At 36.7% G+C, this 26,106-nt stretch carries 33 protein-coding genes; 8 read left to right on the top strand and 25 right to left on the bottom strand.

Annotated elements, in window-relative coordinates:
* The 13 genes from Xind_RS17635 to Xind_RS21855 all read right to left on the bottom strand — a co-directional run bounded on the left by Xind_RS17635 (position 1) and on the right by Xind_RS21855 (position 11,977).
* Positions 1 to 420: a TIGR03757 family integrating conjugative element protein gene (locus tag Xind_RS17635; RefSeq protein ID WP_187650670.1), complete on the bottom strand. Its 420-nt coding sequence runs from the start codon at positions 418 to 420 to the stop codon at positions 1 to 3.
* Between the two features lie 211 nt (positions 421 to 631).
* Complete coding sequence (locus Xind_RS17630; protein WP_187650669.1) at positions 632 to 3,115, bottom strand: autotransporter domain-containing protein; 2,484 nt, start codon at positions 3,113 to 3,115, stop codon at positions 632 to 634.
* Positions 3,116 to 3,457: 342 nt separating this feature from the next.
* On the bottom strand, positions 3,458 to 3,853 hold the full coding sequence (locus Xind_RS17625; RefSeq protein WP_187650668.1) for an acetyltransferase: 396 nt from the start codon (positions 3,851 to 3,853) through the stop codon (positions 3,458 to 3,460).
* Positions 3,847 to 6,666, bottom strand: coding sequence for a conjugative transfer ATPase (locus Xind_RS17620; RefSeq protein WP_187650667.1), 2,820 nt, complete (start codon positions 6,664 to 6,666; stop codon positions 3,847 to 3,849). The genes Xind_RS17625 and Xind_RS17620 overlap by 7 nt, the downstream gene beginning before the upstream one ends.
* A complete protein-coding gene (locus tag Xind_RS17615; protein WP_187650666.1) occupies positions 6,663 to 7,079 on the bottom strand; it encodes a TIGR03751 family conjugal transfer lipoprotein in 417 nt (138 codons plus the stop codon). The genes Xind_RS17620 and Xind_RS17615 overlap by 4 nt, the downstream gene beginning before the upstream one ends.
* A gap of 12 nt (positions 7,080 to 7,091) precedes the next feature.
* Positions 7,092 to 8,573, bottom strand: coding sequence for a TIGR03752 family integrating conjugative element protein (locus Xind_RS17610; protein ID WP_187650665.1), 1,482 nt, complete (start codon positions 8,571 to 8,573; stop codon positions 7,092 to 7,094).
* A complete protein-coding gene (locus Xind_RS17605) occupies positions 8,570 to 9,454 on the bottom strand; it encodes a TIGR03749 family integrating conjugative element protein (RefSeq protein WP_187650664.1) in 885 nt (294 codons plus the stop codon). The genes Xind_RS17610 and Xind_RS17605 overlap by 4 nt, the downstream gene beginning before the upstream one ends.
* Positions 9,455 to 10,105, bottom strand: a complete 651-nt coding sequence (locus tag Xind_RS17600) for a PFL_4703 family integrating conjugative element protein (protein ID WP_187650663.1) — start codon at positions 10,103 to 10,105, stop codon at positions 9,455 to 9,457.
* Between the two features lie 12 nt (positions 10,106 to 10,117).
* Positions 10,118 to 10,465 (bottom strand): TIGR03750 family conjugal transfer protein, encoded by a 348-nt coding sequence (locus tag Xind_RS17595; protein ID WP_187650662.1) that lies wholly within the window; start codon positions 10,463 to 10,465, stop codon positions 10,118 to 10,120.
* 29 nt (positions 10,466 to 10,494) lie between these two features.
* A complete protein-coding gene (locus Xind_RS17590) occupies positions 10,495 to 10,794 on the bottom strand; it encodes a TIGR03745 family integrating conjugative element membrane protein (protein WP_420856081.1) in 300 nt (99 codons plus the stop codon).
* Between the two features lie 86 nt (positions 10,795 to 10,880).
* The gene (locus tag Xind_RS17585; RefSeq protein ID WP_187650660.1) at positions 10,881 to 11,126 is read right to left on the bottom strand and encodes a TIGR03758 family integrating conjugative element protein; all 246 of its coding nucleotides are present in this window, start codon (positions 11,124 to 11,126) and stop codon (positions 10,881 to 10,883) included.
* Positions 11,126 to 11,455 carry an integrative conjugative element protein, RAQPRD family gene (locus tag Xind_RS17580; RefSeq protein ID WP_187650659.1) on the bottom strand — a complete coding sequence of 110 codons (330 nt, stop codon included), beginning with the start codon at positions 11,453 to 11,455 and terminating at the stop codon, positions 11,126 to 11,128. Before Xind_RS17580 ends, Xind_RS17585 begins: the two co-directional genes overlap by 1 nt.
* A gap of 348 nt (positions 11,456 to 11,803) precedes the next feature.
* A complete protein-coding gene (locus tag Xind_RS21855; protein WP_246432602.1) occupies positions 11,804 to 11,977 on the bottom strand; it encodes a recombinase family protein in 174 nt (57 codons plus the stop codon).
* Positions 11,978 to 12,482: 505 nt separating this feature from the next.
* Here Xind_RS21855 and Xind_RS17570 point away from each other — a divergent pair.
* The 7 genes from Xind_RS17570 (at position 12,483) to Xind_RS17540 (ending at position 15,752) form a co-directional block, all read left to right on the top strand.
* Positions 12,483 to 12,677, top strand: coding sequence for a hypothetical protein (locus Xind_RS17570; RefSeq protein ID WP_187650658.1), 195 nt, complete (start codon positions 12,483 to 12,485; stop codon positions 12,675 to 12,677).
* A 121-nt stretch (positions 12,678 to 12,798) separates the two neighbouring features.
* A complete protein-coding gene (locus tag Xind_RS17565) occupies positions 12,799 to 13,113 on the top strand; it encodes a type 1 fimbrial protein (RefSeq protein WP_187650657.1) in 315 nt (104 codons plus the stop codon).
* Between the two features lie 39 nt (positions 13,114 to 13,152).
* The gene (locus Xind_RS17560) at positions 13,153 to 13,479 is read left to right on the top strand and encodes a phiTE_015 family protein (protein ID WP_187650656.1); all 327 of its coding nucleotides are present in this window, start codon (positions 13,153 to 13,155) and stop codon (positions 13,477 to 13,479) included.
* Positions 13,480 to 13,842: 363 nt separating this feature from the next.
* A complete protein-coding gene (locus Xind_RS17555; protein WP_187650655.1) occupies positions 13,843 to 14,019 on the top strand; it encodes a hypothetical protein in 177 nt (58 codons plus the stop codon).
* A gap of 10 nt (positions 14,020 to 14,029) precedes the next feature.
* Positions 14,030 to 14,425, top strand: coding sequence for a hypothetical protein (locus Xind_RS17550; RefSeq protein ID WP_187650654.1), 396 nt, complete (start codon positions 14,030 to 14,032; stop codon positions 14,423 to 14,425).
* Positions 14,426 to 14,526: 101 nt separating this feature from the next.
* Positions 14,527 to 14,766: a hypothetical protein gene (locus tag Xind_RS17545; protein WP_187650653.1), complete on the top strand. Its 240-nt coding sequence runs from the start codon at positions 14,527 to 14,529 to the stop codon at positions 14,764 to 14,766.
* A 305-nt stretch (positions 14,767 to 15,071) separates the two neighbouring features.
* Positions 15,072 to 15,752 (top strand): hypothetical protein, encoded by a 681-nt coding sequence (locus Xind_RS17540; RefSeq protein WP_246432601.1) that lies wholly within the window; start codon positions 15,072 to 15,074, stop codon positions 15,750 to 15,752.
* A gap of 256 nt (positions 15,753 to 16,008) precedes the next feature.
* On the opposite strand, the gene Xind_RS17535 is transcribed toward Xind_RS17540, so the two are convergent.
* The 8 genes from Xind_RS17535 to pilL2 are packed head-to-tail and all read right to left on the bottom strand — an operon-like array spanning position 16,009 to position 22,686.
* Positions 16,009 to 16,773, bottom strand: coding sequence for a TIGR03747 family integrating conjugative element membrane protein (locus tag Xind_RS17535; protein ID WP_187650651.1), 765 nt, complete (start codon positions 16,771 to 16,773; stop codon positions 16,009 to 16,011).
* Positions 16,745 to 18,895, bottom strand: a complete 2,151-nt coding sequence (traD, locus tag Xind_RS17530; RefSeq protein ID WP_187650650.1) for a type IV conjugative transfer system coupling protein TraD — start codon at positions 18,893 to 18,895, stop codon at positions 16,745 to 16,747. Before traD ends, Xind_RS17535 begins: the two co-directional genes overlap by 29 nt.
* Positions 18,892 to 19,509 carry a restriction endonuclease gene (locus tag Xind_RS17525; RefSeq protein ID WP_187650649.1) on the bottom strand — a complete coding sequence of 206 codons (618 nt, stop codon included), beginning with the start codon at positions 19,507 to 19,509 and terminating at the stop codon, positions 18,892 to 18,894. The genes traD and Xind_RS17525 overlap by 4 nt, the downstream gene beginning before the upstream one ends.
* Positions 19,509 to 20,027, bottom strand: coding sequence for an integrating conjugative element protein (locus Xind_RS17520; protein ID WP_187650648.1), 519 nt, complete (start codon positions 20,025 to 20,027; stop codon positions 19,509 to 19,511). Before Xind_RS17520 ends, Xind_RS17525 begins: the two co-directional genes overlap by 1 nt.
* Complete coding sequence (locus Xind_RS17515; RefSeq protein WP_187650647.1) at positions 20,024 to 20,611, bottom strand: transglycosylase SLT domain-containing protein; 588 nt, start codon at positions 20,609 to 20,611, stop codon at positions 20,024 to 20,026. The genes Xind_RS17520 and Xind_RS17515 overlap by 4 nt, the downstream gene beginning before the upstream one ends.
* 12 nt (positions 20,612 to 20,623) lie before the next feature.
* A complete protein-coding gene (locus Xind_RS17510; RefSeq protein WP_187650646.1) occupies positions 20,624 to 21,331 on the bottom strand; it encodes a TIGR03759 family integrating conjugative element protein in 708 nt (235 codons plus the stop codon).
* A 9-nt stretch (positions 21,332 to 21,340) separates the two neighbouring features.
* Positions 21,341 to 22,054, bottom strand: a complete 714-nt coding sequence (locus Xind_RS17505) for a hypothetical protein (RefSeq protein ID WP_187650645.1) — start codon at positions 22,052 to 22,054, stop codon at positions 21,341 to 21,343.
* A complete protein-coding gene (gene pilL2 / locus Xind_RS17500; protein WP_187650644.1) occupies positions 22,051 to 22,686 on the bottom strand; it encodes a PFGI-1 class ICE element type IV pilus protein PilL2 in 636 nt (211 codons plus the stop codon). Before pilL2 ends, Xind_RS17505 begins: the two co-directional genes overlap by 4 nt.
* 201 nt (positions 22,687 to 22,887) lie before the next feature.
* Here pilL2 and Xind_RS17495 point away from each other — a divergent pair, with 201 nt between their 5' ends.
* Positions 22,888 to 23,268, top strand: coding sequence for a hypothetical protein (locus Xind_RS17495; protein WP_187650643.1), 381 nt, complete (start codon positions 22,888 to 22,890; stop codon positions 23,266 to 23,268).
* Between the two features lie 87 nt (positions 23,269 to 23,355).
* Here the strand turns inward: Xind_RS17495 and Xind_RS17490 are convergent, their stop codons facing one another.
* The 4 genes from Xind_RS17490 to Xind_RS17475 form a co-directional block, all read right to left on the bottom strand.
* Complete coding sequence (locus tag Xind_RS17490) at positions 23,356 to 23,634, bottom strand: colicin Z C-terminal domain-related protein (protein WP_187650642.1); 279 nt, start codon at positions 23,632 to 23,634, stop codon at positions 23,356 to 23,358.
* 419 nt (positions 23,635 to 24,053) lie between these two features.
* Entirely contained in the window at positions 24,054 to 24,371 is a 318-nt protein-coding gene (locus Xind_RS17485) for a hypothetical protein (RefSeq protein WP_187650641.1), read from the bottom strand.
* Complete coding sequence (locus Xind_RS17480) at positions 24,368 to 24,832, bottom strand: hypothetical protein (protein ID WP_187650640.1); 465 nt, start codon at positions 24,830 to 24,832, stop codon at positions 24,368 to 24,370. Before Xind_RS17480 ends, Xind_RS17485 begins: the two co-directional genes overlap by 4 nt.
* A gap of 100 nt (positions 24,833 to 24,932) precedes the next feature.
* Positions 24,933 to 26,003 carry a DGQHR domain-containing protein gene (locus tag Xind_RS17475; RefSeq protein ID WP_187650639.1) on the bottom strand — a complete coding sequence of 357 codons (1,071 nt, stop codon included), beginning with the start codon at positions 26,001 to 26,003 and terminating at the stop codon, positions 24,933 to 24,935.
* Positions 26,004 to 26,106 lie beyond the last annotated feature (103 nt).

Raw genomic sequence — 26,106 nt, 5'->3', positions numbered from 1 at the left:
TTATCTCCCCCTACGATACGTATCTACCAAGGTTTGAGCATGAGTAATATCAGTACTGCCATACACAACATAACGATCATCTATTACAACGGCTGGATATTTTTTTATCCCAAGTTCCCAGGCACGGGTAATTCCTTGATATGCTGTTACCATATCCCGCTCTTTTTCCCGCCATTCTGGTGACTGTAATAATTTAGTTATCAAAGAAGCGTTATCTGCATTCACAGAAACATTCATAGAACGAAACCAATCTTCTGAAAGTGCATCAGGAGCATCAAGCCAAACAATTTTAATATCTTTTCTGGAGTCAATTTTATTTGGTGGATTTTGATGATCGGTATAAATGACAGTTGACGCTTGAACAGTTGATGTCAAAACTATTACGATAAAACTAACAAGCAATGAGCACCGCTTTTTCATTAGAAATGTCCTCATCCATTAAATTAGGATAAGGTTGCAATAACTTTCTAACAAAATCAGTAAACAATTCATAATCCAATAATTATAATTTTTTTCAAAAAAAACGATTTAAAATCAAATAAATATACCATATAAAGAAACTTCACTCCTTGCTGTGTAGTAAGTAAGGAGTGAAGTGAAAAAGCAATCTGGTATTTTGAATACCTAACTATCAAAATCTATATTTAATATTAAACAAACCGTTAACGCCTTGTTTTTCTCCAATATAACCTGTGAATTTAAACTCCCCACTAAAATTAGACTGCTCACCAAAACCGATACCCATTGATGCAAATCCACTCCCACCTTTTGAAGATAAATCTCGAATTTTCATTCCTTCGATAGTTCCTTTTGATTTACCATCAAACTCATACTGATAACCCACTCCAGTATTTAAGGTTACATTTTCCGTAATTTTATTATGTAATATTGCCCCTACCTTAACTTTATGAGAGTTAATTGCATCAAACTTAATATTTTCATTACCCAGTACAGTTTTAATTCCCGCCTTATCATGGTTAATATGTGCATATTGATAATCACCATGGACAGTTAAACTTCTTGTGTTACTAAGCTTAGCTTTTTTATCAATCTCAATATGAGTTCCAAGATATAATGAATCGCTATTATATTGGCTCATGATATTCTGGTTTACTCCAAAATCTTGTGATTTGAAGTCATAATTCAGCTTTCCACCTCTTAGAGAACCTGTAATTACCAAATCTTCAAAAGCATTACTTTGTACTAAAACACCTGCACCACGATAATTAACATTTCCTTTTCCTTTAATCACTGGCAAACGGCTTTGATTGAATGAAGTATATGATGCACTGCCAGTTTCAAAAAAAACACCTAATGAGGAACTCATTTTATTAGAATAAATAGCATTCCCTACTAATAAATTAGTTGCTATTAAATTCAGCTTTTTCCCCACATTAAAACGGTTTTTACCTGATTCAACTAACACAAAAGGCTCAATGTCCATGCCTTTTAGTTCTACTTTTGTCACCAAACTATCATTAACAACTAAAATTCCAGCATTCCGTCCAGATAAATAAGCTGTTGTCTGCGGATTTAATTCTGGTTCCAGATCAGGTGTTGGCTCTGATTTTGTCTCAGACTTGGGTTCCGGCTTCGGCTCTGGTGTCGGTTCCAGTTTTGGCTCAGGCTTGGGTTCCGGCTTCGGCTCTGGTATCGGTTCTGGTTTTGGCTCAGGCTTGGGTTCTGGCTTCGGCTCTGGTGTCGGTTCCGGTTTTGGCTCAGGCTTGGGTTTCGGTTCTGGCTCAGGATGCCTTGGGATGACATTAACCACAATAGATTCAGAACCATTCTCTGCTTTCTGTTGTTTCAATGACAAGAGAATTAAGGAAGCTGTTCCTAAAGTCACTTCGGAATCAATAAACTCCGCATCTCCAGTAATATTGCCCATTAATGTTGCCTTACCACCACTTACCAGTTTCGAATTTTTATGAATACCATCAACTGTTACTGTTGACTTCTTCACATCGATTGGCTCGATTGTGTCTAATAAAACATCTCCTTGTTTAATATTTTCATTCAGGTAAAAATTATATTTTTCAAACCCTGAAACCGACCTTATCTTCAAAGGATTAGCTTGAAAATTAAATACATTACCTGTTAACTTATCACGTCCTCCAAAAGATCTACCTGACTCAATTGATGAATTTTCAGGAGACTTAAACACGACATTACCCACTAGGGTCATATTTACCCCATTGATATTTTTAGGTGTCAATACACTAACACCTAGTATATCTGCATTAGAATTAAAAACCACATCTTCTAAATATATCGCAACAGGTTTATCAATGGATGCCTGAGTAGAGAGCAAACCAGTAATTTCAGTTAAAGAATTAAAAACGGACTTCTTAATATTAATTATGTTATTTTTATTAAGACCATATTTAGCTAAATTCATTGCTCCATAAATTCTTGTATAACCATTAAAAATAGAGTTGCTGATATTGGTTTTATTATCAATTAAATCTGCATTACCTATGTTAGTTGCATAACCTCCTAACAATAGGACGTATTTATCAAACTGTGATTGCTCAATATCAATCAAATTATTCTTCAAAAAAGCATTGTTTTTAGGGCTATCTCCACCATAAGCCCCCCGTATCTCAGCCTCTTTCATTAGATGTGAGTTTCTGACCGAAACAACAGAATCTTCTATTGTAGAATCAGCGCTACCTGTAGTGTACGTTCCTGTTAAATCAGACTTACCATTAACTTTTACTCCATTTAATAATACTTTATTCTCTCTGGCATAAAGGCTATTCCCTGAATAAACGTAGGCACCTGATGATGTTACCCCTCCCATTTCACTATCATTAATAAACACATTATTATTTCCAATGACCTTATCACCATGTACTGCCACGGTATTGCCACCATACAATATGAAATTCTTATCAGAAATAATCCCATTCATCATCAAACCATTATTACTCATTCCTTGTAATTTAGCTTCGCGGGAATATCCCGCCATGAATTCACCTCCTGAACCATTTGTAACAACACAATTATTATTGTGCATTCTTTCTATTACAAAGCCACACTCTGTAGCTAATGATTCACCACTAAAAACAGCAGTGCCAATTAAAATAGAAAGCAATGTTCTTCTATTTTTCATAGAATAAATTCACCTTACTGTTCAATTTAAATATATTGTTATGCAGTGAGCTGCATGGGGGGTACAGCTCACCAAAATAATAAAATTATTAAATTAATTCTTTAAAACCCTCTAAGTATAACCGGATAAAATAATTATTAGCTATTTTGTCCGGTATAAGCTCTTTTCAGTTTATCCAAAAATTTATTTATCTCCCGAAAATATTTTTTATTTCTTGTGTTACAGTGCTACAACCTGCTAACTTAAATAGCGTAGTTTTCATAGAGTTAATTCACCTTACTGTTCAATTTAATGATATGAGGCTACACGGTGAGTCGTATGGGGGTACGACTCACCACCTTCTTACTCTTTCATTCGCTGATGAATCAACAAGATGAGGTAAATAGCATCTGTTGCATCTGCTACATGAATAAACCATCGAGGATGTTTGTATTCTTCTGGTTTGGGCCATTGATGTTCCCCGGATACAGTTATCAAAAGGTTAACGTCATGACCCTGTTCATCTTCCAAGTTAACTGAAATACAATTACTTTTTCCTATACGGTGAGGGTGGCAAGTCATCAAGTGTACTTTTTTTAACCTTCGCCTAATTTCAGTCAGTAATCGCCCCAGAGAACGGGCCGTTTCTTCAGATATAGATGGACATGCCTGGGGCTGGCAATCAAAAACAGAAAATAGCCCAACACCAGAATCAACTTCACGTCTTGTCATCGGAACCAGATATTTCAGCGTTAACATTCAGAGATCACCTTACCAATACTACGTTCACAGTACGGCAAGCCGCGGGCCTTATCCAACTTTGCAGCAACTAAAAAAGCAGCTTCCAGTTCACTGCAATTATGTTTTTTCATTAATTCTCTACGTTCTGCCTTTTCTTCTTTTTCTGTCATTCCCAAAGCTAGAAATAAACTTGGTGGTACTGCCCTAAATAATGCTTCGACTTTTTTCGACAATACAACGCCTTCTGTATAACAACGTGGGAGCTTACTGGCGGAACGTAAAACGGCTTTTTGATCTTCACTCAATGTCTTAAATCGAGCGATATCCTCTATTTCTTTTTGTGGCATGGTTAAACAAACCCACCATTCCGCCATATTGAGCATCTTCGCGGCAATACTTGGGTAGTCTTCTAAGTTTTGAGTAGCTAACCATAACCAAGCCCCTAATTTCCTCCACATTTTTACAACCTTTGTCATATACGGGGATAACAAAGGATTAGTAGTAAGAATGTGAGCCTCATCAATGACAAAATTAATATCACGTTCTAAATATTGATCACGTTCTGCAATATTATTAATCGTATTTATCAACGATACCATTGTTAGTGCCATCGCTGCTTCATACCCTTCACGTGCCAAATGAGCAAGGTCAATCAAAGTGATATCAGCTTCAGGCCAAGCAACTCCAGGTTGATTAAAAAGTTCGCCTTCAAATCCTTGGGTGAAAAGGCTCATTGCTTCCGTCATCTCAGCAGCACGAGCACGACGGCGTTCATCTCGATTAACATCACCAGAAATTTCATTAAGAGCACTCTGCAAATCTTCAGCAATCATTTGTCTTTTTTGCTCAAAAGTATTTTTCGCAGCCAATAAAATGGCTTCACGGATCATTCCTCTGTCTGCTCTGGTTAACCGCTTTTCTTCGTCAGGTTCGCCCCCGGTGATCATCATACGGGCTGCAATTTCCATCTCCCCTAAGATATCGCGTTCTTCATTTTCTTCATCAGCATTAATATCTGGTAAATCTTCGAGTTCCAAAGAAGCAATATCTGCCTGTAGCAATTTATGTGCATCAGCAAATGGAGGTAAACTCACTTTAGAACCAGGCTTAACGCTAATTTTATGAACACTAAGCCCCAGGCTTTCAAAGTAATCAGCTAACAAACCGAAGCTATTTCCGGCTTCAGCAATAAACAATCTGGGGCGATGGACAGCTACCAATTGTGATAACACAGAACATAATGTTGCAGATTTTCCCGCACCTGTTGGGCCAAATAACAATAAATGAGCATTCTGTGAACGATCATTCTTATTCTGTGGATCAAATGTCAGAACATCACCACCACGATTAAAGAAAGAAAATCCAGGGTTTCCTGTACCCGTCGAACGTCCTGTAACGGGTAACAATCCAGATAAATGTTGAACCCACGATAGACGGGTATACCAATGTTTTTTATCGAATTGTGGATTAAAACACATTGGTAAAGCTCTTAAATATCCATTAAGCGGAGCAACGTCATATTCTGGTTTAACCGGTTCTAATCCAGCCGTGAGTAAAGTCGATGTAATTTCAATACGCTTACGATTTAATTCTTCAATATCACCTGCACGTAATAAAAAAGACAAAGAAGCTCTGTATAATTTATGACGTCTCCCCAAGTATTCTTTGACTATCTTGACATCTTCCCGAACACGCCCAGATTCAGTGTTCTCACCAACTGCATTTTTTGATAATTTTGTAAACTTTTCTTCTAATGTGTCCTGTGGTTGTACAACAATCGTGATAGAAACAATGGTTCCCTCTGGAAACAGATCCATCAATGTATTGATATTCCTATCTCCACGCCGCTGTTCTCCTGTTAAAAGACCTGGGTTTGGTGCTTTTCTCAGGCGTTCAACGTTAACCACTCCATGTGCTTTATTATCAAACCACCAAACTCCGTTCTTAGTATCAGAGCGGGGAGGGGTAAACCATAATGTTTCAGCAAAATCATTATGTACTTCTAGGTTATTTGGTTTTTCATCCTGCTTACTCCAATATGCCCCCTCTCGATACAATGTCTGTTTATCTACCCAGTCAGGCTCTGGGTTAAAAAGACGCAGCAACCAATCATGAACCTGATAACCATTCTGGCGAACACAGATAACACCTGCATTTCCCAAAGCACTACTTAAACGATCACACACTTGGTTCAACATACCTATTGGTGGCATTGGATCGCGATGATTTTTTCCTAACCAACGATAAACTACCATACGAGTACGGCGCTGTTGGCCACGCCATGGTTGGCCTGTTACTAACGTATCGTCGAAAAGCCCCTCTGGACGCGCAATACCCTGTAAATGGTTTTCAGTTTCACGTAGCCATGCTTCAGTAAATTTCGTACCTTGAGCCGCAGGACGAACATAATTACGTAGCCTATTCAAATAGGCTGTTACGTTACTTTCATCTTGGCAAAAAAACTGAACAACCCATGGATTTTCATCATATTCTTCAAGGCTATCCTGTAACGCATCTTCAACAGTATCCCTTATTTCTTCCAAACGGCTTTCTGGTCGCCCTTCTGTTGGCGCTGGTTCTATTGCATATACAGCACCTACTGAAATACCATCATCCAATAATAAACATTGTTCATCATCTAAATATTCAGCCCATGGCAAGTAATCAATAATTGATGGATTAGCGTGATAAAGTTTCTTCTCATCCGATAACGTCATTTTTTTTGGTCGTTTTAATGGTTGACGTTCTTCAATACTAAAATCATCTTGAACTACTACTGATGGTTGATCTTTTATTGATGTCTTCTCTTTTTTACTAAAGAATCTCATCATAGCGTTCCTATCCTTTCACCTGGCATTGCATACTGCACTTGTTGGTAAAACGAGAATACAGTGCTATATCCTGGTACGGGTAAATTCCCTTGAGACAAATGAGGGAAAACATACATAACCATATCTGGATTAGGTAGGCGTGGGAATTGCTGACTAATTTCAGTTTCCTGTGTACGAGAATAAGTGTCAGACAGCATCATTTGCTTTTCCTGTCCGTACTCCTTCAAAGGCCGTAGTTGAGTATTTCGAGCCTGTTGGATCAACTGTCCAGTAGATACTTTTTTACCAGCTTTACCCTGCCAAATTTCCATCATGTTATGTTCACCAGCAGGCATCAATTTCTCTTTAGAGGTAGAGCACCCTATTAAAAATGTTGAAGCAAAGAACAGGACAGTAATTGTTTTTAATTTCATTTGTTTTTCTCCTTAATCCAATTCATTTTCCATATCATCAGCCAGGCTGAATCCATAGTTAACCTTGCGTCCTTTACCTTCATAATCAATCGGAATTTGACGGGTAATATGTACGGCAACTGTTTTACCTGGCGGAACATAAACTGCATCAAACGTTTGTCCATAACGAGATTTCACCCAGTCAGCAACATCTTTAAAACCTCCTCCAACCGCTTTCCCTAAAGCGGCTTGCCCTGCATCTCCTGTAAGAGCTGACGTTATTCCGCCACTACCATTAGTTTGAGTTGTGTATTGATTCTGCGAAAAAGCATCCCCGGCAGAAGCTGCGGCAGTTAAAGCAAACAATGTCGGTAAATATGTACCAGCGTTAGTCTTGCGTTCACCGCTAATACACGGAATACCGCTCTCGTCAGAAAGCCAACCAATAGCACCACCGTTATTACGCCCACTGTTATTACTGCCATCAGTACGGCTGGTTGACTGTGGAACGGTGCGAACAGTTCCATCAGCAAAAACAAACGTAATTGATGTAATATCTCCACGAACACAAGAAAGTGTCCAATCTCCTGTAGCTGTTCCACTTATCACAGCCCCTTCTACATCGGGTAAATCAATTCCATTGGCAGTTAAATTATCTTTACCAACGACTACCTTAAATGGATACGGATCAGTTACTTTTCCATCTATTGGAACCCTTCCAAGTAATGCGGTCATTGCTTGGCTTCCGACTAGTGTTGAATTTTCTGGTAACGTATAAGCTGGTTCAACAGTCCCTTTATCAGCCGTATCATCAATAGCTCTTTGATTTTTAGCAGCCCTGTCTAATTCAGCTTTTTGACGAGTAATTTCATTGTCTTCTAAAAATGACATAGGATAAGTGGGCTTGGCAGGATAACCGCCTGTATTATTATTTGGATCTGCTGGCTGAGCATCTTGAGGGTCTACCCAAAAAACTCCCCCATTATAAGAGACAGAAGACTTTCTTTGTTGATCTAATCCCAAACCAATAGGAATATCACTGGATGAACCGGATGAATTTGTAGCTTTATTGCCTAAGCTGAATGAATTCCCTAAATTCTCCAGTCGTGTCATTAAAGTTTGTTGCTCTGCTTGTAATGCTTGCTGTTTTCTATCAGCTTCTTCACGAACTTCATTAACCGCAGCATTAATTTGGCCTGATATATTTTGACTCTTTGTCCGTAGATGTTCATTTTCTGCAATTAACTTTTGGTTCTGTTCATCTAATATGTTTTGCTTGTCGCGGACTTTTTTCAACGTGCCAATCAACGTACGTAAAGTATCTTCTGGAGTATCACCTTCAATACCCAATGCTTTCAGTTCATCAGCGTCTAAACTTTTCAATGACTGATCTATATTCTCTGTAGATGTTGTTAGTTTATCTGACTGCCCACAGCTTTTCATGCCGATAAGAATAGCAACCGCTATAACTGACGGAACCAACACTTTCACTAAAGTATTAGACGTAACTTTCATTGCTGCCTCCTTTTATCTTTAGATGCTTTTTTTGACAAAGCAGGTTCAGCAATAAAGGCGTTTTCTGGTTTTCCTTTCATCACCAAATACAAAGTTGTTGTATCTTCAGGCGTACTAGTTGGCCCTACCCATTGATGTTGGAATGTAGCTGTCAAAAAGTGGCCTTGTAGCATACGTGGATCAAGCACTACTTTTTCAGTAGTCAGATTAGTTAGTTTCAATGCAACAACAGTCACACCATTGGCGCGCCATCCAGCTAACGGCATTACTTGAATACGAGCACTTGGGTATAATGTCGTGATACGTTTCGGCAACGGTAGCGGAATAGAATGGATACCTGGAACAGTTTCAACAGTTCGCAATGGTGCATATAAATTCTGGGCCGCATAGCGTGTTAATAGCACTGGAAGCGGAGCATTATAAGAAGCCTTCTGTTTTTTCTTACCCTGGGCATTATTATTCAGGCTCTGATTATTATCTTTTGAAGAACGCTGCTGTGTTACATCTCCTGAATAAACAAGCCGCATTGGTTCCAACGTTTCTTTATTAGATTTAGCGGTTACATCTAATAGAATAATCTCACCGTTTTGCACATCTTGTAACTGTAAACGAGTTGTTGGAAACACACCTTCTGCTTTCAGATATACAGTTCCGCCAGTACTTTGAATACGCAATTTACCATTTAATTCAGGAGGAAAACCAACACGAACATTTTTTTCGACAAAAATAATTCGTTCCTCCCCAACATTAAGGTGAACTGGTAACGGAATACGTTCCCACTTAACAAGCTCTACCGCACTAGCTGTAGTAGACATCATTAATGAAGTTACAAGAAAAATTAATGATAAAACCAAAAGTGCCGATGAAGAGTAACATTTCATTTATTTGTTCCTCTTAGCGTCTTGGATTTCAGAAATAGCCTCTAAACGCTGCGGTATTCCATCATAACAATCTAAAGCCAATCCAAATGGATTCGATTCTTGATCTCCTTCCCATCGAGTTACTTTAATTGGGTAACGTACAACGGCACGTTTAACAGGCTCTGCATGATAATATTCATCGGCAACCACATCTAATTGAACTATCCAATTATCTCTATTAACGATATTAACTTTATTTTCACTATATCCACGACCGGGAACCTCATATATAACTCTAACCCGATCTCTTAATTCCCCAATATCAGTACGATACTGTGCTTCTTTTTGAAAGAAAGCTTTACATGATGGAGTTAGATAAGGTGATAGCATTTCAATTTTTTGAGGAAAGTCAGCTTCTCCATTCTTGGGCCAAGCATTCAATTGTTGAAAAATATAAAAAGTAAAAGCATATACTGTTGAATCAGGTATTTCCCACCATGCGCGGGAACTCCCCGCTCGCAAATCTGGAGGATTATGAATAGTTAAATTACGAGGTGCATTTATCCATCCTCCAAATGCCACTAAAAGGAGTAAAACCAACACACCACAAATAATACGTAAAGTCAGAATATGTTGATCACGATTTAATAAGGCATGACGAAATTGGCTCATTTTACATTCCTTTTATTTTGTTCGACGTAATGACCATGCCTGATCATGGATAATCAAAGTAATATCTCCCATTCCCCATTTTCTTCTAGTCAGCATTAATTGACGGTAAATATAATTTTCTGGTTTTCCTCTTTTAAGGCGAGTTAGATATCTCCCACCCAAAAACACCACTAACAAAGGTATAATTAAAATGAAGGTTGGGATAATTACCCAACCCAATAAAGGAACGAAAAATAAACTAATTACAAAACCCATCGTTGAGCCAAACAATGCGGCCAAGCCCAATTCAGACGTAGTAAGACCCCGATAAACAACGGGTTCAGAATTTAATCTATCCGGCATAAATTGTATGGTCTGCATTGAATTCTCCGATTCGATCTCTTCTTTCATCAAAAAATAATGCTCGCTGATTTTGTAATAAGCCAGATAACAATCACAAGCAAGATAACACCAACTACCACAATACCTGCAAATTTGCCCCACCCAGCTTTTTCATCCCGAACTTCCTGAAATGTCTTTAGCGTAGCTCCAGCAATAATTACAAATGCAGCCGCCGTTACAACCAACCCTAATAAGATAATTCCATCGTTGAAATATCCCGTTAAATCCCCCAAAAAACCGCCTTTACTGCCTGATGTTGGAGGTTCAACTTTTGGCAAAGCTGCTAAACCAGGAGTAGTAACACCCATTGTACCCAAAAATATTAATGCCCACGTTAAAGAACGTTGTTTAACTCGACTAAATAGTTTTTTTATTTCCATAAAGTTTTCTCTCATTAATTAGCAAACATCCAAACACATACCAATATAAGAAAAACTGCCCTGATACAAAATTGAGTTAGAACAGTTTCACGAACTTTCTCATTTGCCCAACCTTTATATACATCCATCATTCCCCAAGCTGCCCATATAAAAAGAACTGCAATTAAAAGACCGATGCAAAGAACCTCAAGTGAAGCCAGCTCTATACCTCCGCCAGTTCCAGCTTTAAATGCTTGCGTTTGGATGTTATCCATCGCCATTAGCGTTGTTCCTTACGGTAATCACCACTAATTTGATATTGCAACTGGATAGGAATAACAGGCTGTGCTCTTGAAGGTTCTAAATAGCTACTTATTCCCTGACGAATAGTTTCAATATCCTTAGAAGCTTTTAAATAATCAAAATAAAATCGATTACGACTGGCATCTTGAATTGCTAAAGTTCTAGCACGCTCAAGACTCGCTTGAATTTGATCAAGTTGTTTCATCATTAACGCCAGTTCATCTTTTTCTGCTGCCAATACAGAATTAGGAAAAAAAGAACTGAGCGTTAATATTAACGTAATTGGAGCTGGAGAAAGTAAACGCATATTAATAACCTCTTGAAGAGTTACCTTGCGTTTAGGATAAATTTTTTAAAAATAAATGCAGCAATAAACTCTTATTATAAAAATAAAAAAAGTTTTATTTTTATATCAATAACTATTTATTTGCGTTTTTTATTGAACAGATTTATTTCTTCTATGTCGGTTATATATGGTCTACCGACTCACATTATAACGCCTAGCTATATCTCCTATCGTAAACGCTTGTGATGCTACCAAAACATCTATTACTTTGATCTGATCTGCCGATAAAGAAGTTAGACGCCCTCCAACTCTTCCTCTCGCTCGTGCAGCGACTAAACCTGATAATGTCCGCTCTCTATTCCGGTCATGCTAAAAATTAGAGAAAACAACTATTAATTGTAAATATAGTTCACCAGCAAATGAACTGGTATCAATATTCTCTTTTAGGCTTTCAAAATTAATTTCACGTAATTGCAAGTCCTCCATTAAGTTGACCAAATCACGTAAGCTTCCTCCTAACCGATCCCATGCCCAAACAACCAATGTATCACCTTTGCGTAATGCTCTTAAGCAATTATCTAATTCGGGAATTCCTGTTTTCGCCTACGTTCTCCACCACGTGAAACTTGTTCTTGATATACCTGTTCACAACCTGCTTCATACAAAGCATCTGCTTGATGTCCTAGATCCTACTCTACTGTTGATTTCCGAGCGTATCCTATACGCATACTTTCCCTTTAGTTATACGCCTTTATTATGCATAGATAATTTTACAATTTTTTTGACACTTATTCTGAAGGAAAAGCATCAGACAGTAAAAATTTGAAGCTCGTCAAAAAAACGATGTTTTTTTTACATCTCAGCATAAAGTGTTTTGCTTTATCATGTATTTTACTTTATAGTGTATTTTACATGATAAAGAAACCTACTAACTAACTATAGGAGGTAATAATGAGACAAAAGTACAGCCTATCTATTGAACATTTTGATATTATATGGGCTGTATTATAAATTAGTTGAACTAACTGGTTCATGAAAAGAGTTGATTATGGAAGTTTATAGTTTAGATGAGTATATAAAAATTTATTATCAAGGAGTAAAAGCAGAATTCGCACGTACACAAGGGGTATCACCTCAGCAAGTCAGCCAATGGATTAAACAAGATTTTATAGTAATAGAGCATAAATTATATTCTTGGCGTAGGGATTTAATAAAACCATTAAATGAACAAGATAATAAATAAATTACATTAGGAGAATTTTCAAAGAAAGAAAGTATTAAAATGATGAGTTGTACCCCCATACGGCTCATCGTGTAGTTTCATATTATTAAAATAAAAACCGAACAGTAAGGTGAATTAAATTATGAAAGCTAATCTATTAAAACTAGCCGTTTTTATGGCTACACTCACTCCATCTTTGTTATTAAGTACTGCATTGGCTAATTCGATCATGAATTCTGGCATCATTAGTTTTTCAGGTGTAATTGTATCCCCACCTTGTGAAATGGAATCAAAAGGCGATGGGAAAGCTGAAGTACATTGTTTTACTGAATCTAAGAAAATAACAAGAATAGTAAAACTCAATACACTGAAAGGGGAACTAATAAATAATTTAAGTAGTATTTCTGTAAAACATACTAGTAAAAACATGGCAATTTTGATGATTATCCATCATTAAAAAAACATCATAGGACTCTACATCTAGGAGAATTAAACAATGACTAATTCAGATGTACTTAAAAAAGAATTTGAAAAATTCATGGTTAAAGAATTTCTTTATTTGATCAAAACTTTTGATAATAATCCAGATGGAACATATTGGGATACAGTAATTCAAAACTATTGGGAAGCATATCAATCTGCGTGGAAAACAAGTCGGGAAAAGAACCAAATAGAGTTGCCCCGAAATTACACAATATCTGAAATCGAGGATGAACCAGACCCAAATATACAGCAGAAAATGATTGCTCGTAATGAGGCTATTGATAATATTTGGGAAATTCTGGAACAGCAGGGATTCAAAGTTAAGGAGAGTCAGAAATGAGTAAACTAACAGTAGCAGAAAAAACGAGGAAGAAACCAAGATAGCTCTATCACGTCATCAAAAAGTATCTTGTTGTAGATTAATTCCTCTTTACCTTCATCCAAATAAATATAAATAAAGGATTAAATGTAGCAATGAAAATAAAAGGCAATATAAAAAAATGCCCTAAGTGTGAAAGTACAGATGGTTTTTATATATTAACAAAAATCACTCAACATACTTCAGACCATTTTAATTTCGATGGAGAATATCTAGATCATCATAAAACATGGGACTCCATTAAAACCAAACAAGAAAAAACAGCATACTGCAATCAATGTAATTGCAAATTGGGTATAGCCAGATTTTAACAAGAGGTAAAAAGTGAATATTGAAGAAGTAAAACCTGTAGCCTATATGATATTTGACGAATTATATAATGAAGTTATTGCGTATAAAGAAAATGAGCAAATAGCCAATAGAATAGCTGAAGTTCATAACTTATCACCTGACATGTATCACTGTAAAGTTATTCCATTATATCGCCACCCAGAAAAATAGGACAAAAAAGATGATTAATGCCACATTTAACATGACCAGAAAAGAAACTGAAAAATATCTTAAAGTAAAACCCGGTTTTTTCAAAATTGAACAGCTAACAGATTGGGTAACAGATAGTATTGCATTAAACCTTCAAAAAGAAAAGTTTCCAGAATCAGAAATTACAGTGAATGTTATTGATAAAAATCCAAATAAAATTTTTATTAATATAAGTAGAGAAGAAGCTGAAAAATACCTTGAAATAGAAACTAATCTTTTCAGATCAGAACAAATAACAGACTGGGTAACAGATAAAATCGTATTAATTCTTCAAGAAATGGGATTTCCAGACTCAGAAATTACAGTGAATATCATTGAACAAAAACTGAATCAAAATACAAAAAAAAATAATCCAGAAACAGCATGACAACTACACTTGAAAGAGTAAAAAAATCTGGACCAATAAAAGAAACGGCGGGATGCCCCCCGCCGTAATGACAAAACCATATTCTATTATAGAGACTAAAAATGCCACATAGTTATTATATCAGTGAAAAAGCACATAACCAACAGTTCATTAATATAAATAATCCAAGACTAGCTGACTTGCCACTATTAAGTATTGAACAATATGAAAAAATTATTTTCAAAAGGCCAACTATGATTGATGGTATAGCTCAAATGCTAAATTTAGCCATGGTGTACCAAAAACCTAATAATAACCTAAGCACCAATAATGAACTTGTTTCGGGGGGAAACACGGCATAATAAAAAAGAACTGACGCCCCTCGTGGCTTGTCTGCTAACTTAGGCGGATAAAAGCAAATTTTATCCGCCTACATCCAACCCTATCTAACTACAAATAAACCGTAATTCCACAAATACTGTAATCATCAATGATAATCTTGTTTCGGGGGGAAACACAGCATAACTAGAAAAGATCAGAGTAATAACAGGTAATGTGTTCTCTCCTTGCCCACTGGGAATCGAGATGCTTTGGATTCCAGTTAACAATGCTATTTATCACTAATTCTGATAAGATACAGGTTTCCATTAATTACGGTGAAATAAAGATGCTTGACTGGCTGGAAACTCATGTCGGAACAACCTGGGCGACTTATCAGGGATGGATTCTGGGGCTTATCGGTGTCGTATTAACTGCGTGTGGTTTTTTTGCTACGAAAAAAAGACCTAAAAATGATAAATCAAAACAAATAACTAAAAATGTGCAAGGAGATTCATATCAAGCTAATCGTGATATCAATAACATAGCGATAAATAATCCCCCCAGTTCAGATGAAAAAAATGAGCATGAAAAGCAAAAGAAGAATCATGATCTAAAAATCATCGAAGATATACTGACATTACTTCCATATGAAGAAACAATTTATCGACTTGAGAACAGCCATATTGTCGGTATACCTCTAAAATTTTCAATGGATCTTGAAAAGATTGAAAAATTCACTGATGAAAAATACAGACTATATAATAATACAGTTAATGCAGAAAAAGATAATCTAGTAAATGCTACCACTAAATTTCTTTCCAGTACCAATTTCTTGCATGTAGATCACCCAGACAAGGAACCCCACCGGCTGGATTTACCACATGACTGGAAAAATAACCCAGAAAATGAAGCGAAATTCCGCAAATGTCAGAGTGATATGAACAGAACGTCAAAAATTCTAATAGAGTGTTACAAATCCTTTGTGAAGACATTCAAAGAACAAGAGTTCATAACAGACAAAATTTAAGAATAAAGAACTGTGTGTTCATAGTGCCAGCATGGCTCGGCAGAATGTCTAGATCGGAAAATATTGTTGTTACTGAATAGCTTAGCTATTTACTTATCCCTGATAAACATCTTAGACTATAATCACCAGTAATAATCTTCTTTCTAGGGGGAACTCAGCATAGCAAAAAAAGAAAAAACTGACGCGCCTGACGGCTTGTCTGCTGACTTAGGCGGGCAAAAGCAAGTTTTACCCGCCTAAGTCCAGCCCTATCTAACTACAAATACTTTTTAAATGATGCCATCATCACTGTAACAGCGGCTCCCAGTAAAATTGCAGTAGGTAACAACAATAAATTAGGATATACCGCAGAAGGCCACGATAAATAAACCATACATGGTACATAAAAAGCCGGTTTCACAAAACGCTTAGCATGGTGATAAACAAAGCTGGATTCATAACCTGCTCCATACCTTCGTAGATCTCTCCGTCCCAATCCTTCAACCATAGCAACTAAGAGCACCAGAACAAACAGAGGAATAGACAAAACTAAGATGATGACTCTAATCAGAAAAGTTACAGTAACAAAAACTGATGCCAGAAGATAAGATTTAAGTACTTCAAATATCTCTTGGCTCCATCTATTTAATTCTCTGATAATGCCATTATTGCTTGTCGTTTGTTCCTGATAAACATTTTGGAACCAAGTCATAATCCCACTATCTACAAATAACCATGTATAGACTAATTCAATACCATAGCTAAGAGTCTGCGAGGGGGAAGACATAAATAAACTACGAGTAAATTCTGATGATAAATACCTCCCCTCAGTCAGCATAACTTGCCGACTATGTTCAGCGCCTTGTTCTGACCAAAGAAAAGCGATCCCGATCCATTCAATAACAAAACTAAAGAATAGTGATGCTAGTAACATGCCAAACAGATTCAGCGGGAAATGCCATAACACTTTAGCAAATACACTTGGTTCTTTTACTGGGCGGGAAGATTCTGAACTAGCCCTTATCTGTTGATGATGAGCCATTATCTTCTCCTTTATCTTCTTCTGATAACTGAATGGTCATTTCTTGCATATCACTAGGTATCTGACTTGCTGACCACCAAGAATCACCAGTGCGATAATTCTTACGCATATACTCTTCTATCTTTTTCAGGTTTTCTGGCATCAATACATCATCTTTACCATCAGGAAGAGGCATTCGTATTTTCCATAATTTTCCCCCTTCCAATAATGCAAACGCTTGTCCTTTCGGTAATTGGATAACATCGGATGGAGATAATAAGGGTTTAGCTACCATACTCACCCTATCTTGCGTATTAGATGTAAAATCGCTTCCTTGTCCTGGATTAGAAATATCAGTAATACCTGATACCAATGTCTTAGTATATACATCAATTTCTGGTAACTGTTCAGTAAGCAATCTAGCCGTTGCCAGTTCCCTAACTCGCAACATAATTAATGTATTAAAGTTCCCTGTTACCTGAGCCGATTTTGCCGCGTTTCCAAGACGGGCTTCGATATCAGACCACGTTTGTGTATATGCTGTAACCTCAATACCAGCACCGCCGCTTTTATTTAATAACGGAATAAATTCATCTCCCATCAGTTCATTGAATTCATCACAATGTAAGCTAATAGGTAATTTTTTTATTTTGTCTCCTTCATACAAACCATCATGTACCCCAAACTTATATATGTGCCCGGCATATGAAACAAGATCCGCAAACATAGAATTACCTACCGCCGCTGCTACCTCCGCATCAGACAAAGCATCAAGCCCTATGTAAACAATTCCTTGCTTTCTGATAACTTGCTGCCAATCAAACATTGGGCGAGGATCATTCATATCATCATAATCTGGCGATAAAAGAGCGGCAGTTTTTCCAGTTGTTAGCTTTTCTAACAAAGGAAGAAGAGAAGCTACTATTTTATCAAAATAGGTACGATCATAGCGTATAGCACTGCGTAACCCATCCAGAATGGGGTCATATAACTTTTTTCCCTCTTCTGAAGTTAATGCCATTTCAATGGCCCAGATAGATACAGAATTTGGATCGCTCTGCATATGACGAGGAACATCGTTTACTGTTAGTACACTCTGGGCATTTTCTATTTGTGCAAACAAAGCAGGTAACTTTTCTTCAATTATTTTTAATGAATAAGTTTGATAAAGTTCACCGATATTAGTCACGTAACGCAAAATCAGTCCGTAGTCAGGACGTTGCCCTAATGCAACCAATGCTCTGGCAACAATATTCACAAATCTCCATGCAAATGCACGAAACGCCGCATTATTACCTTCCCCTGATAATTGCCCTGCAACCCTGCTTGCCACCTCTGACACTCGCCCAAAACGCCCTACAGCATTGTAACGGGCGCTAATATCAGGCCAGCCCAGATGAAAAATATAAAGTTCTTCACTACGGCCCGCTCGATGAGCTTCAGCCCATACACGTTTTAAAAGGTCTGCGTCTCCTTTAGGATCGAATACAATAGTAATATTTCCGCGCCTAATATCTTGTGTAATTAACAACTCTGCCAATCTCGTTTTACCAACACGAGTCGTCCCCAATACCAAGGCATGACCCACGCGTTCGCGTAAGTCCATAGAAACATTAGTTTCATCAGGTTCTATACCGTGTAAAGCTGGATTGCCACCAACTGGCGGTAATGGACGAACCGGATTAAGCAGACTATCCGACTGTAATAATCGGCAGATACGCGGGTGACTGAATTCGAAGCGTTGTTCAAATTTTCGAGCCAGTTGATAAAGCTTCGGTGGTTGAACGTAATTCTCAACTTCAGGGCGCTGTGTCTCCAATAGCCTCTGTGTATGTTTTTGTAACCATAAAAAGCCCTTACCTAAAAACAACCTTTGGTTACTAATTGGAATTTGGTTTGATGACATAATATATAGCGGTAGTCTGCGTAAGTTACGCCTATAGCGTAAAACTCGCCACCCTTGATAAGCACGGATCGTAGCAAAACAGGCAAATGCGCCTGCTGTTACATAACTGACTGACGGAGCCAGCGCCACAGCCCAAGGCGCTACTACACAGACATAAGCAGCCCCCGCCGCCGCTATAGCTGAATTAAATTCAACTGCCGGACGTAATAGCGCCTCAATAACATAGCGATCACTCATTCATTTTCTCCTAAACTTATTTTTTCAGGATAATTTTTGGATTGAGCGTTAAAAATGAAACTCCCGGACAGTAAATTTAACAATCGCTTTCCACTGATAATATATATAGGGTAATTAATACTGTGATAAATACTTTTCCCTCCAGTTCTTCCTGTATGAATAAAGAAACCTTCACAGTTCATGCATTTCAAAACTTCACCGAACTCTTGAATATGTTTAGGATTAATCGCCTGACTATATCTTTTAGATTGAATAAGAAAACATTTTCCTTCTATCCAAACTTTTCCATCTATCCCACCATCTCCGCTATAACTTTTATTACGTTTAACTTTAAAACCCTGTTTCTGAAATGCCAGTAATAACAACTCTTCAAATACATAAGGGTTAATTTGTCGCAAATAATTTAATCGACTTACATTATTTCTAAGACGTGGTAATTTTTTAAGGACTTCCTCTGCTGTTTTATAATAGTTACGATGCTTGGTTGATTTTTTAGAAAAAAATTTTTCAATAGCATGGCTAATAGCCAAAACAACACAAAGAAATAAAACACCCAACATCAAGAAAAACAATGGATTTTCTGTCACTATTGCACGTAAAGGAGTAGAAATCATTATGGAACCTGTTGAGTTAGCCCCGTCTCTGTGATCAATACAGGATAATGTGTTAATTGTAACCTAGTTGCTAACTCACTAGCAGATATAGGTGAAATCATGCCTTCTTTATAAAGGTACTTTAATTTATACAAAGAATCAGCGTTATCAACGTTGATTACCATTCCCACTGCATTTAATGCCTTTAACTTATCAGCATTATGATGCAACCAATTTAGAGAGAAGTCATCATCACCAACCAGAAATAATGCGCCTATTCCTGGTAAATTTAAAGACCGCTCTAGTGCTATTCCTGGAACCATTTCAGGGGTTTTTATTGGCAAAACCATCTCAAATGATGGAAATTCTGGGATAGTCTTATTAAGAGATGACTCGCTCCATTCATTTGATTCATTATTTATTGCATCAAAATAATAAGCAGTACTTTCCCCCCCAAAATCAGCAACCACTTCCAATTCCGCGAAGGCTGTAAAACCTATTACATACAGTGAAAGAACAGAAATTAATTTAAGTTTCATTGTGTTTTTACCTTTGGTTCAATCCACATTACTTTGGTCATTTCTTCAGGAATTTCTGGAGCCAAAAATAATGAAGATAGTTTTTTCTTTACCACAGATTTATACCTATCAGCGGGAGCACCACCTTTAGGATGATAATAACAACCAGCCGCTGCTACCCAACTTCCCGGATTAAGTTCATAACAAGAACGTAATATACGAGCGGCTACGTGGAGATTGGTATAAGGATCAAAAGATTCCCATGTAGAAGAGAAATAATGACCATTCCAACCCAAATTAACTTGTGCAATTCCAACATCTATTCGTTTCATAGGGTATGTTTTAGAAAAGACTTGTAATGCTTGCCATGCTGCTAAACGGGTTTCATAGCGATACGCTTTACCCGCTACATTAATCGTCCATGGCCATGGCCTCACTCCTTGAGGTAATTTGTAGGAGGACTCAGCTAAAGCCAGTGAATACAATATTTCAGGAGGCACTCCTTCAGCCAAGGCGACTTGATGGTAGCCCCGAGGCACTTCCTGCCGACTAGCCATGCAACACGAGGATATAAACAACACCCCATAGAACCATAGGTGTTTCATGATATTCCCTCATTAAAATGCTGCGATTTGCCAGCCACCATTAGAATTTTGCTGTAAAACAATCGGCATTCGCATTTTGCCGTATTTCAGCCAACGCCCTTCGTCATGATTTAATGTAATTTCTTTTGTTTTCACTCGCTCAATAGGAATTTTTTTTGCGTTTGCCCATTCCCTAATACGGTTATCATCACCCTTGCTATCGACAATATAGATATCAACAGAGCGCTTCTCTGCCAGAATCGCAGCTAACCGAGCATCACATTGTGTACAATCATCAATACGAACAAATAGCGCTAATCTGCCTTGTGTATCATTTGTAATACCCGCTGGATTCCCAAAATTAACAGGCAAGATGTTAGGGTATAAACGCTTCCAAGCCGCATCGACCTCACGTTGAAAACGCAATTCCTTTTCAACACGCAGATATTCTTGCTGAACCCATAATTCAGCTAAACGTTTACGTTCTGCATCACTTTGAGCCTCAATACCTAAAATTGTTATCGGATCTAATCCTGGTGATTGAATTCCCCTAGGTCCTTTGATTATTTCCTGATAGCGAGAATAATCCTCAGTACTAAGTCCCCATTCCTGCGATTTAATCACTAACTCGTTCTTAATCACCATATCAACAGCGTCTTTATGGTACTCCGTTGATATTGCTGAAGCACAAGGAACAACTCCCAATAAAAATACTGTTAATGTAATATTTTTAATTTTCATTCGATCACCTTACTTAGCGTGTAACGTTAATGAACGCCCTTTAGAAGTAAATTTCGCACTTTCACTAGACATATGAGACAAAGTCCACCCTTGAAATTCGTCACCAATATCAATTAACTGGATCTGCGATAGCGACATAACATTATTAGGAACAACAACAGCAAATGCCTTTCCTCCTCTATATTCAATGCCAGAGAAAACAAATGGCATTTGAGATTGAGGTAATTGGAGGGATTTATTATTAGTGTTTTTATAAACTGGCTTTACTGATTTTTTGGTTTCCGAAATACCTACTAATTGCGACTTAAGAGCCTCCAGTTGTTTTTCATATTGTTTCTGTCCGATCTCCAATAAAGACAGTAAACTTTCCAGCGCCTGAAAACGAGCTTCCCCATTTTGAGATTGAGCATTCATTTTTTCTATTTTTTCACTTAAAGATGAAAGTGTTTCACCTTGCTTATTTACTCGCTGTTCCAACGCTGAAAATTGAGTTTCCCACTGTTTTTTTAATTGAGAAAACTCACTTTCATTAATCAATTGTTGCTGACTCACTTCTAAATGCTTAAGGCGATTAACAACATCAGACATTTTTCCATTCATATTTGAATCTTTTTTAACAAAAATCAACACAATAAAAAAAATTAATAAAATCAAAATCAAAATCAAAATCAAAATCAAAATCAAAATCAAACATAAAATGATTTTTTTTATTGAAACACTCATTTTTCTAACCATCCCCCTTTATCTTTTTTTATCTCAACAGTCGGTTTCATATCGACCAAAGGAACAGAAACAGATTTAGTCTTTACAGATAGTTCTTTTGACTGAAGTTTGTTATTCGCGTCAGATGGCGAAGTATCGGTTGTTTTATACCATTGATATTCTGGTCTTAAGCTATGGCATACAACACGCTGAATATCATCTACTTCTAATTTCCAGGCAGAGCCAGCCAACAGTTGCAATGCAACATTTAATCGCACTGGTCCCAATTGATAATGAGGAGCTGGCAAAGATTGTTGATAAAGGGTGTTAGCTTGTCCACTAACACTACATAAGCGATATCCTGATTGGCGTAACGCATAACGCATTGCCTCACCAACAGTAGGCTTCAGTGAACTGGGCATCTTCAATTTAACCAATTGCTTCAATGGGTAGCGTTGCGCTATTTCTGGCGAGGTATCAACTAACAAATAACGGTCATAACGAACCACTTCTGGAGGTGATTGGTAAATATCAGGCAGTGCAGCAGATATATTATCTAAAGGAATATTCGAAGAGGTCATTGTAGCAGTTTGTTGCTTAACACAAGCTGTCAGTACAAGCGGAATTAATAACATAAGAGATAGTTTTTTCATGATCCTTTATCCTGTTCCTATATAAAATTTATCTGCCTAACTTTGCTGAGGAACGAGATCAAATTCAACAAACAACTCTATCTTGAAAAATAAAAAAATCACTATGAACAAGGCACTAGATTATCAGACCAATAAGCCTATAATCTTACTATAGGTCATAATATATACAGAAAATGTACTGTGTACGATAGGAATATCAAGATGAAATTATTATTTAGTGTATTATCTATATTAGCAATAAGCACTTCAATTTCAGGTTGTGTCCCAACACAAAAGCCATTCTCTATGGATTATAAGACAGATAATAAAACATTCCATTTAACGAAGTCATGTATAGAAAACATTTCTCCAAATGAAAAAAACAATACAATTTTTATAAAAATAAAAAATAACGACAGTTGTAGTAAACCATTTAATACTTTCTGGAAAAAAAGTATCGGTAAAAAAGTATCCGTTCTATTTAACAACAGCTTTATATTAAAAGAAGTCTATTCAAATACGCCAATACAAACTGAAAATGGATTTCACCAAGCCATTAATTCAATATCGGAATTTAAAAAAATAATTAACAGCCTAAAATAATATAGATCTATGGCTTGCTTTCTTATTTGTGAAAGAAGAAGCCATAGATTAATTATATTAAAAATTAACCAACGTTAATAATTAGTCTTAATATGTTACTTCAATTATTTGCCCTATTGTATGACTCCTGAAGCGAATACGATCTTGACCAGCACCATCGTTACCACTAATTTGATATGAACTAGGTCCCATCGTAGTTACAGTATTATAACCTCCCATAGCTGCATATTGAATCTCAACATCAAACGAGGAAGGCGCCTGAGAGATACTATCGAATGCAACGGTATATGTGTATGGTCCTACATGATTTTCTAATCCAATCCATGGTCCCCATGTAAATGGAGGTGCCCAAGCTGTTTTTCTCATAATAACCTCTCATTTCAATTATAACACATGATAAAATAATAGGATTTATCTTATAATAAAAAACTAAGTGGAATGATCACTTATTACCTTAGAGTGATAACAGTATTAATATAACATTAAAAAAATAAACCACAATTCATTTGTAAAAACAATAAAAAAAAGATGCTAACGAAATAATGTCAGAACAAAAAAGCTTAGATTTAAAAAAATAAAACAATAGAATATATAAATAGCCTAAAATCTATTATCAATAAAAAAATTAAGAAACGTAATTTAATAATTACTAGAAAGATTATGATCATTCCTCAATTTTTTTCTTTCCTGCTGTCCAGTTTGATGTTCTGTTTTGCCACCTCTAATCAAGCAGGATAAACAAAATAAAAAAATCATTCATAATCGAGTGCCAAGTGTCGGCATACTCATTTACCTCGTCTAAACAAATGAAGAACGCCTTCTGATAGTTGGTAATTTGATTTGGTATGTAAACGACTTTTTCTCTCATCATGTATGGTTCCATCCGGTGTTATATGTTTGATTGTTAAAAGACCGACTTTGCTTAAACGACTACATAAACTGGACAGGTTTTCCTTTGCAACCTTAGTCACATTGACTAACTCATCAATACTAACCAGATTCACACCATCATCATACTTATCAAGCATATAAAAGAGTACTGCCATAGCAGTTCCTTTTCGGCCCGTTTGGGAAAAAACATCCCCAATTTCTGAAAATCTCATACAAGAGTACCTAACTTCTTTTCATACCATTTAACAATATTAAAACGCTCCATCTCCTCGATTGCAGCACATAGCCAGCCTGTAAGCGCAGCATGAGAAGTAAGACGCTGAGGCAGCAACATAAGTAAATCTGCTAACTGTGTCGATTTATTCATTGCTAGAAATATCGTTGCGAAACCGGCCCACTCCTCATCATTTGAAGGTATCCATTCGGATTCAAGTAGCATCGACAATGCTGCTTTAGCAGCCCATAATGGAGTTTCGACCTTTCCCATAGTCCACGATGTTAGGGTTGTACCCAGTACTGGCTTATCACGCCTGATAAAGCCATGTTTAACAGCAATCTCAGTTAATCGAATAGCTCCCTGAGCAGCAGATAAGTCCGTCCTCATAATCCAAATTTTAACAACCTTAGCCCGAAACGATTTGGACATTGTAATTAATGGAGTTTGACTTATCATAGTTCAACCTTACTTTTTAACTGTTAGCTGGTCTTACTAAGTTCTGACTGATAGGCCACATTTATGCTCCTACCAGTCATACGAACTTAGCTATAATCTATCAGCAACCAACATTACCATTGATAAAACTTAATAAATAGCTTCCCGCAGCACGTTGCGATTTTAAATCAGCCTTTATTGTTCTACGCTCAGGATCAACACAAATACCTTTCCAATTTTCAATTAGAAAAAATGCCTCGCGTTTAGCCTCATTCATTATACAGGCAAAACCATTAATTTTTGCAACAACATCATCAATATTTTTCTTTTCCTCCAACAATTCACATACAGCAAAAGAGAATGCATTAATCAGTACACCATGAAATTTAATATATTCTTTCCGGTAATCTGAGTCATAAGCTCTGCTATTCTCTTCTGTTAAGCCAATTAGATAAGCCCAAGAACTCCAGATTGCTACAGCTTGGTTTTTAGTATTTTCTGATAAAACTTCTTCAGTAGATACATTAAATATGCGCTTAGTTGAATCATATAAAGCTTTAAAACTCACTAACATATCACTTTTACTAGGGATAACATTATGCTCATAATCAACCCATTCAGAAATCACTTTAACTTCACTTATCCAATATCGGGTTAAGTGGCTATAATCCTCACGGTTGTTATATGCAAGATTAATAGCTGCTGAAGGCTTCGAAGCATTACTATTAATGTCTGAAAAAAATTGTTGACGTGTTTCAAGATCTAAATTTTCAGTAAGGATTATTGAAATATTATCATTTACATCTCTTTGTTTGCAAAATTCCATAATTCCATGCGCTCGATGTTGTCCATCAAATAGAGTGATATCGGCATCCATTGGTATTTTTAGGATACCAATACGTGTATCGTTCCCAACTTCATTAAATTCAATATCACTATCAATATTACCAACAAGAGGTGGGAGAATATAATGGGTTTTATTATCAAAAGATTTAATAAAATACTGAGCTATTTTTTGGGATCGATTTTTATTTAACTCTCTCTGAGAACGTGACATTACTTGCTGATTATTATCAAAAGCAAGCAAACGTTTTAGTTGGCGCATGGGAATAACTAATGAGTATTGTATTTCATTAGCCTGAAATAAACGAATTGCAGGAATATTCCAAGTATATTTTTTATTTTCGAACATGATATAAATAAGCTTTCATAATAACGATACACTCATTTTTCTCACTCCCGGCTGTTGCCCTGATGAAAAGGCGGTCATAAATTCTTCAACGCACACTAAGAGT

It is taken from the genome of Xenorhabdus indica (assembly GCF_014467235.1).
Taxonomy (GTDB): domain Bacteria; phylum Pseudomonadota; class Gammaproteobacteria; order Enterobacterales; family Enterobacteriaceae; genus Xenorhabdus; species Xenorhabdus indica.
This window is presented reverse-complemented; position numbering and strand designations above follow the sequence as displayed.

Bases quoted from the DNA above. Each gene is read 5' to 3' on its own strand.
- Xind_RS17635 (WP_187650670.1), bottom strand. From the start codon at position 420: ATGAAAAAGCGGTGCTCATTGCTTGTTAGTTTTATCGTAATAGTTTTG.
- Xind_RS17595 (WP_187650662.1), bottom strand. From the start codon at position 10,465: ATGCAGACCATACAATTTATGCCGGATAGATTAAATTCTGAACCCGTT.
- Xind_RS17610 (WP_187650665.1), bottom strand. From the start codon at position 8,573: ATGAAAGTTACGTCTAATACTTTAGTGAAAGTGTTGGTTCCGTCAGTT.
- Xind_RS17495 (WP_187650643.1), top strand. From the start codon at position 22,888: ATGAAATTATTATTTAGTGTATTATCTATATTAGCAATAAGCACTTCA.
- Xind_RS17605 (WP_187650664.1), bottom strand. From the start codon at position 9,454: ATGAAATGTTACTCTTCATCGGCACTTTTGGTTTTATCATTAATTTTT.
- Xind_RS17545 (WP_187650653.1), top strand. From the start codon at position 14,527: ATGCCACATAGTTATTATATCAGTGAAAAAGCACATAACCAACAGTTC.
- Xind_RS17550 (WP_187650654.1), top strand. From the start codon at position 14,030: ATGATTAATGCCACATTTAACATGACCAGAAAAGAAACTGAAAAATAT.
- Xind_RS17585 (WP_187650660.1), bottom strand. From the start codon at position 11,126: ATGGCGATGGATAACATCCAAACGCAAGCATTTAAAGCTGGAACTGGC.
- Xind_RS17510 (WP_187650646.1), bottom strand. From the start codon at position 21,331: ATGAAAATTAAAAATATTACATTAACAGTATTTTTATTGGGAGTTGTT.
- Xind_RS17630 (WP_187650669.1), bottom strand. From the start codon at position 3,115: ATGAAAAATAGAAGAACATTGCTTTCTATTTTAATTGGCACTGCTGTT.
- Xind_RS17620 (WP_187650667.1), bottom strand. From the start codon at position 6,666: ATGATGAGATTCTTTAGTAAAAAAGAGAAGACATCAATAAAAGATCAA.
- Xind_RS17615 (WP_187650666.1), bottom strand. From the start codon at position 7,079: ATGAAATTAAAAACAATTACTGTCCTGTTCTTTGCTTCAACATTTTTA.
- Xind_RS17525 (WP_187650649.1), bottom strand. From the start codon at position 19,509: ATGATTTCTACTCCTTTACGTGCAATAGTGACAGAAAATCCATTGTTT.
- Xind_RS17520 (WP_187650648.1), bottom strand. From the start codon at position 20,027: ATGAAACTTAAATTAATTTCTGTTCTTTCACTGTATGTAATAGGTTTT.
- Xind_RS17540 (WP_246432601.1), top strand. From the start codon at position 15,072: ATGCTTGACTGGCTGGAAACTCATGTCGGAACAACCTGGGCGACTTAT.
- traD (WP_187650650.1), bottom strand. From the start codon at position 18,895: ATGAGTGATCGCTATGTTATTGAGGCGCTATTACGTCCGGCAGTTGAA.
- Xind_RS17490 (WP_187650642.1), bottom strand. From the start codon at position 23,634: ATGAGAAAAACAGCTTGGGCACCTCCATTTACATGGGGACCATGGATT.
- Xind_RS17475 (WP_187650639.1), bottom strand. From the start codon at position 26,003: ATGTTCGAAAATAAAAAATATACTTGGAATATTCCTGCAATTCGTTTA.
- Xind_RS17570 (WP_187650658.1), top strand. From the start codon at position 12,483: ATGGAAGTTTATAGTTTAGATGAGTATATAAAAATTTATTATCAAGGA.
- Xind_RS17485 (WP_187650641.1), bottom strand. From the start codon at position 24,371: ATGAGATTTTCAGAAATTGGGGATGTTTTTTCCCAAACGGGCCGAAAA.
- Xind_RS17600 (WP_187650663.1), bottom strand. From the start codon at position 10,105: ATGAGCCAATTTCGTCATGCCTTATTAAATCGTGATCAACATATTCTG.
- pilL2 (WP_187650644.1), bottom strand. From the start codon at position 22,686: ATGAAAAAACTATCTCTTATGTTATTAATTCCGCTTGTACTGACAGCT.
- Xind_RS17625 (WP_187650668.1), bottom strand. From the start codon at position 3,853: ATGTTAACGCTGAAATATCTGGTTCCGATGACAAGACGTGAAGTTGAT.
- Xind_RS17535 (WP_187650651.1), bottom strand. From the start codon at position 16,773: ATGGCTCATCATCAACAGATAAGGGCTAGTTCAGAATCTTCCCGCCCA.
- Xind_RS17505 (WP_187650645.1), bottom strand. From the start codon at position 22,054: ATGAGTGTTTCAATAAAAAAAATCATTTTATGTTTGATTTTGATTTTG.
- Xind_RS17580 (WP_187650659.1), bottom strand. From the start codon at position 11,455: ATGCGTTTACTTTCTCCAGCTCCAATTACGTTAATATTAACGCTCAGT.
- Xind_RS17515 (WP_187650647.1), bottom strand. From the start codon at position 20,611: ATGAAACACCTATGGTTCTATGGGGTGTTGTTTATATCCTCGTGTTGC.
- Xind_RS17560 (WP_187650656.1), top strand. From the start codon at position 13,153: ATGACTAATTCAGATGTACTTAAAAAAGAATTTGAAAAATTCATGGTT.
- Xind_RS17480 (WP_187650640.1), bottom strand. From the start codon at position 24,832: ATGATAAGTCAAACTCCATTAATTACAATGTCCAAATCGTTTCGGGCT.
- Xind_RS17565 (WP_187650657.1), top strand. From the start codon at position 12,799: ATGAAAGCTAATCTATTAAAACTAGCCGTTTTTATGGCTACACTCACT.
- Xind_RS17590 (WP_420856081.1), bottom strand. From the start codon at position 10,794: ATGGGTGTTACTACTCCTGGTTTAGCAGCTTTGCCAAAAGTTGAACCT.